Consider the following 5,618-nt stretch of genomic DNA (forward strand, 5'->3'; position numbering starts at 1 on the left):
CGGTTCCGGGCCGGATGAGCGCGGCCAGCAGCGGGGTGCGCGCATCCGTGCCGGTCACCTCCGGCCACCAGTCGAGCCGGCCGAACACGGCGTCCCCGGTGGCCAGCAGCGAGCCCCAGCGGTCGGTGCCGGCACCGTCCACGACCAGACCGTGCCCGTCGTCCGCGTCCCCCTGCCGGGGTGGCCGCAGCCGGTGGTCCACCACGGCCGCGAGCGCGTCGGTCATCCGCAGCAGCACCAGCCGGACCGACGGGGGAACCGCCAGGCCCGCGGCGTCCGCCTCGGCCAGCGCGGCCAGGCCGAGCTCCAGCACCAGTCCGTGGTACTCGGTGGCCAGCTCGCGGTTGAGGCCGGAGCCGAAGGTGTTGAGCCGCAGCTGCCGCTCCAGCGTCCGAAGCGCCTCGGCCCGCCAGCGCGCCGAGGCGGGGAACCACCCGAACGCGCAGGCCCCGGCCAGCTGACCGGCGGCCTCGGCGACGACGTGGTTGTTCGCCGACGACCCCCGGCTGGGAAAGGCGGCCAGCCAGCGCTGGTGGTGCCAGATCTGGTTCCGCGCCACCGGGTTGCCCTCGAACAGCGCGGCCGCGCCCGGCCAGCCGTCGAGCAGCCGGCGGATCCACACCCAGGAGAGCAGCCGGATCCCCAGCTCGATGCCGCTGGTCCAGTGCACCCCGCGCAGCGGCCCGTTGGCCGCCCACCACGACCGCAGGTGCTCGGCCACCCGCTCGGCGTACCGCTCGTCCCCGGTGACCGCGTAGGCGGCGGCGAGCACGGTCAGGTACTGGTGCCGGGACGGCTCCCAGATCTGCTTGATGTCCCCGACCGCGTCCTCGTCCCGGTACGGCACGTCGAAGGCGTAGCCGCCCGGCGCCCGGCGCCCGGTCTTCGGGTCGTACCACCAGTCCGGGTCGGACAGGTCGTCGCGCTCCACCCCGAAGAACCCGCCGTGCCCGGCCAGCAGCCGGTCCGCCTCGGCGACGAGACGCTTCACGGCGTCCGGCGGGACCGCCGCGACCGCCCCCGGGGGCAGTACGGCGGTGAACCGGGCACCGGTCACGTCCGGGCAGTCCGGCGGCGGCACCGACCGCCACCGCCGCCTGCGCACCGTGTCGCCCACCCGGCCGCCGACCTCCCGCGGCCCCATCCGCGACAGCCGGCGCAGGTACCAGCCCGGACTCCCCGAGCTCACAGTCATCGCGCCCCCGCCAGCGTCACGGGCGCACCCCCGGCGAGCCCGGCCCGCACCGCGAGGGTGGCCGCCGTGGTGGCGACCAGCGACTCCAGCGGCACGGGCATCGGCCCGCCGGTCCGGACTGCCTTGACGAACGCGGCCAGTTCGGCCGACTGGCCCTTGTCCCGGGCCTTGGGCAGCCGCGAACTGACCCACCGCTTGCGGCCGTCGTAGACCGAGGCACGGACGAAGTCGTCCAGGCGCAGCGCGCGGCCGTCGGCGACCAGGTCCAGGGTCTCCTTGGGGAAACCGGCCGGGCCCGTGGTGACGTAACCGATGGTGGCCGTGGACCCGTCCGGGTAGCGCAGTACGACCTGGAGGTCCTCGTTGCCGGGTGTGGTGAGCGCGTACACCGAGACCGGGTCGGCCCCGAGCAGCCAGCTCGCGGTGTCGATGAAGTGCCCGCCCTCGCCCGCGAACCGGGAGCCCTCGGTGCCCTGCTGGAGATACCAGCTGCCGTGGTCGAGGCGGCCCGCGTTGACCAGGTGGCGGACGTGTCCCGGACCGGTCCGGGGGCCGAACCGCTCCGCGGCCTCCCGAAGCAGCGGTGCGAACCGGCGGTTGAAGCCCACCTGGAGCCGGTCGTTGCCGGACTCCTCCACCGCCGTAAGCACACCGGCCAGTTCGTCCCCGGTGAGCGCCAGCGGCTTCTCCACGAACACCGCCTTGCCGGCCAGCAGCGCCTTCCGGGTCAGTTCGGCGTGCGAGCTGTGGCGGGTGACCACGAACACCGCGTCGACGGCCGGGTCGCCGAGCACGGCGTCGAGGTCGGTGGTCGCCCCGGCGAAACCGAACTTCCGCTGCGCGTTGGCCGCGGACAGCGCCGTCGTGGTGACGACCGTGGACAGCTCGACCCCGTCGCGCCGTGTCAGGTGCGGCAGCAGCATCGATGTCGCGTAGTTGCCCGCGCCGACGAACGCCAGCCGCACCGGCGTCCTCGCGGCCCGGACCGGGGCGGACGCCGTCGCGTCGCGCCGCACGGCGGGCACGGCGGGCACGGCGGGCACGTCCACCGAGGGTGCCTCCGCCGCCTCCACCTCCTGTTCCGGGTACCGGAACAGCACGGCCACGGCCTTCAGACCGCCGTCCTTCAGACCGCGGTACGTCTCCACGGCGTCGGCGAAGTCGGCCGTGTGGGAGACCAGCGGCTCCACGTCGACACGGCCCCGGGCGGCGAGATCCAGGAAGCACGCCAGGTTGCGCCGCTCGGTCCAGCGCACGTAGCCGATCGGGTAGTCCCGGCCCTCCAGCTCGTACTCCGGGTCGTACCGCCCGGGGCCGTACGACCGGGAGAACCGGACGTCGAGCTCCTTCTCGTAGTACGCGTTCCACGGCAGGTCCAGGCGGCACTTGCCGATGTCGACCACCCGCCCGCGGTCCCGGCACAGCCGGGCGGCCAGCTCGACGGGCTGGTTGCTGTCCCCGCCGGCGGCCAGATACACCTGGTCCACCCCCAGGCCGCCGGTGAGTTCGGCGACGGCCTGCTCCACCGCGGAGGACGCGGGATCGCCGCAGGCCGCCGCGCCCAGCCGCCCGGCGAGCTCGCAGCGCACCGGATCGGGGTCGACGCCGACGACCCGGACCCCCGAGGCGTCCAGCAGCTGCACCACCAGCTGCCCGATCAGCCCGAGCCCGATGACCAGCGCCACGTCACCGAGCTGTGGCTCGCCGCGGCGGACACCCTGCATCGCGATCGACCCGACGGTCCCGAAGGCCGCGTGCTGCGGCGCGAGACCGTCCGGCACCGGGGCATAGAGGTTCTTCGGAACCCAGTTCAACTCGGCGTGCAGCGCGTGCTCGTTGCCGGCACAGGCCACCAGGTCACCGACCGTCACGTCGTCGATCCCGGCGCCGACCTGCTCGACCACCCCGCACAGCGAATAGCCCAGCGGCGTGTAGGAGTCCAGTTTGCCCATCACCTTGCGGTAGGTGGCGGGCACCCCGTTGGTGGCCACGCTCTGCACCACCTTCGCCACCTGGTCCGGCCGGGAACGCGCCTTGCCCAGCATCGACATGCCGGCCTCGGACACCTTCATCAGCTCGGTCCCGGTCGAGATCAGCGAGTAGGAGCTGCGGACCAGCACACCGCCCGGCTTGCACCCCGGCACCGGCACGTCGAGCAGGGCCAGTTCGCCGGTCTTGTAGTTCTGTACGACCTGTTTCACCGAAGTCCTCATGTTCTCTACGCCGTCGGAGGGTTCTGGCCGGACCCGGAGGTCGCGCCGCGGTACCAGTACTCGAGGGTCAGCACGTGCCACAGATGCTTGGAGAAGTCCTGCTGCCCGGCGGCGTCCTCGGCGACGAGCCGCTGCAGCGCGTCGCGGCGCAGGAACCCGGAACGGACGAGCTCGCCGTCGTTGACCACCTCGCGCACCAGCGGGGCCAGATCCCGGCTCATCCAGGCCCGCAGCGGGGCGCTGAACAGGCCCTTGGGCCGGTAGACGATCTCCCGGGGCAGGACCGAGGCGGCCGCCTCCTTGAGGACGGCCTTGCCCTGCCGCCGGACGATCTTGCGGTCGCCGGGCACCGCGAACGCCGCCTTCACCACCTCGACGTCCACGTACGGCACCCGCACCTCGGTCGACGCGGCCATGCTGGAGCGGTCCGTGTAGGCGAGGTTCAGGCCCGGCAGGAACATCCGGGCGTCGCCCAGGCACATACGGTTGACGAAGTCGTCGAGCTCGTTGTCCCCGTAGACGTCCGCGTGCTCGGTCAGCACGTCGTCGACCGCTCCGGCCAGGTCCGGATCGACCAGGCCGAGCAGTTCCTCCCGGTCGTACATGGTGTAGCTGCGCCGGAACGCGGTCTCCTCCGGCAGTTCGGCGAAGGAGAGGAACCGCTTCGCGAAGCGCACCGACCGGAACCCGCGGCGGGCCGTGGCGACCGGCAGCCGGTCCACCGCCCCCGACACCCCGCGCCGCAGCGGCCGCGGGACGCGCTGGTAGCGCAGCGCGAGCGTGTTGGCCAGGTGCTTGCGGTACCCGGCGAACAACTCGTCGGCGCCCATCCCCGACAGCATCACCTTGACCCCGGCCTCGCGGGCGGCCGAGCAGATCAGGAACGTGTTGATCGCGGCGGGGTCGCCGATCGGCTCGTCCAGGTGGTACGTCATCCGCGGCAGCAGATCGAGCACGTCCGGGGCGATCTCGATCTCGTGCAGGTCGACACCGAACCGCTCGGCCACCTGCCGGGCGTAGCGCAGGTCGTCCGGCATCGCCTCGAACCGGGCGTCCTCGGCGCGGAACCCGATCGTGTACGCGGAGATCCCGGGCCGGTCGCGCGCCGCCAGCGCGGTCAGGTAACTGGAGTCGAGACCGCCGGAGAGGAACGTCGCCACGGGTACGTCGGAGAGCAGGTGCAGCCGGGTCGACTCCTCGACGACGGCGGCGATGTCCGGCTGTTCGCCGGCCAGGGCACGGTCCCGGGCCTCGGCGGCGACATCCCTCAGGTTCCAGTAACGGCCCCGCTCCACCCGGCCGTCGGGCCGGCACCTCAGCCAGCTCCCCGGCGGCAGCTTCTCCGCCTCGCGGAACGCGCACCGTGAGTCCGGCACCCAGTAGTAGAGCAGCGAGGCCACCATCGCCGCGTGGTCCACCTCCAGCGACCCGCCGGTCGCCGCGGCCAGCGCCTTGAGCTCGGAGGCGAACACCAGCCCCTCGCCGCGCCGGAGCAGGAACAGCGGCTTGACGCCGAGCTGGTCGCGGGCCAGCACCAGCTCACCGGTCCGCTCGTCGAAGACCCCGAACGCGAACATGCCGCGCAGCCGGGGCAGACAGTCCGTGCCCCAGCGCCGCCAGGCCTCCAGCACCACTTCCGTGTCGGAGGTACCGCGGAAGCGCACTCCGGCGGCCGCCAGTTCGGCGCGCAGCTCGGGCGCGTTGTACAGCTCGCCGTTGTAGGTCAGGGCGAGGCCGCCCGAGACCATCGGCTGGGCGCCGGTTCCGGACAGGTCGATGATCGCCAGCCGGCGGTGCCCGAGGTGCACCTCGCCGTCACCGAGGCTGTGGCTGTACCGGCCCGCCCCGTCCGGACCGCGGTGGGCGAGGGTGTCGGTGAGCCGGTCGGTGACGGCCTTTCCGTCCGGCCATCGGTAGGTACCCGCTATGCCACACATGTGCTACCGCGCCTCCTGGTCGCTGTCCGGGACCCGCGCCGCCGGCATCGGCAGCCGTTCCGCCCACCGCGGACCGGCCCCGTTCCACCGGGCCGGGGACTCGCTCACGCCGCGCCGCGCGGTGTGCGGCCCGTCCCACAGCGTGCCGTCGGTCCGGTCACGCGGATCGGGGTCGATCAGCACCACACCGATCACCGCGACGCGCTGGTCCGCGAGCTGCCGCGCCACGGTGTGCAGCCACGCGGTGCTGCCGTGACCGGCACGCACGACGAG

3 protein-coding genes and 1 pseudogene are annotated in these 5,618 nt (G+C 73.4%); all 4 read right to left on the reverse strand.

Annotated elements, in window-relative coordinates:
• Nucleotides 1-1,195, reverse strand: a 1,195-nt coding sequence (locus B9S61_RS12895) for a heparinase II/III family protein (protein ID WP_308457765.1), incomplete at its 3' end; no start/stop codon positions are given.
• Complete coding sequence (locus B9S61_RS12900; protein WP_103542379.1) at nt 1,192-3,396, reverse strand: bi-domain-containing oxidoreductase; 2,205 nt, start codon at nt 3,394-3,396, stop codon at nt 1,192-1,194. The genes B9S61_RS12900 and B9S61_RS12895, both read right to left, overlap by 4 nt.
• A gap of 17 nt (nt 3,397-3,413) precedes the next feature.
• Nucleotides 3,414-5,345, reverse strand: a complete 1,932-nt coding sequence (asnB, locus tag B9S61_RS12905; RefSeq protein WP_103542380.1) for an asparagine synthase (glutamine-hydrolyzing) — start codon at nt 5,343-5,345, stop codon at nt 3,414-3,416.
• A gap of 3 nt (nt 5,346-5,348) precedes the next feature.
• Nucleotides 5,349-5,618 (reverse strand): annotated as a pseudogene (locus B9S61_RS12910) (polysaccharide biosynthesis protein); the annotation flags it as partial.

The organism is Streptomyces sp. SM1 (genome assembly GCF_002910825.1).
Lineage (GTDB): Bacteria > Actinomycetota > Actinomycetes > Streptomycetales > Streptomycetaceae > Streptomyces > Streptomyces okerensis.